This is a genomic window from Streptomyces sp. WELS2 (genome assembly GCF_013870595.1).
GTDB lineage: Bacteria > Actinomycetota > Actinomycetes > Streptomycetales > Streptomycetaceae > Streptomyces.
Genome location: NZ_JACBWZ010001411.1, coordinates 1 through 268 on the forward strand (window position 1 = coordinate 1; position 268 = coordinate 268).

Annotated in this window: 1 pseudogene; it reads left to right on the top strand. The window is 67.2% G+C overall.

From position 1 onward, the window contains the following. Window positions 1–268 (top strand): annotated as a pseudogene (locus H5J33_RS36655) (DUF3372 domain-containing protein); the annotation flags it as partial.

Consider the following 268-nt stretch of genomic DNA (forward strand, 5'->3'; position numbering starts at 1 on the left):
GGTCGAGGACCGCACCTCAAAGCACCCGGGCACCTATCTGGCGTTCACCGACAAGGACAGCGACGGATCCAAGCACCTGCGGGCGCTCGCCGAGGCGGGGACGTCGTACGTACACCTGCTGCCCGTCTTCGACATCGCGACGATTCCCGAGCGGAGGGCGGATCAGGCGGTTCCGGACTGTGACCTGGCCGCGTTCCCGGCGGATTCGGAGCGGCAGCAGGAGTGTGTGGGGAAGACGGCCGCGAAGGACGCGTACAACTGGGGCTAT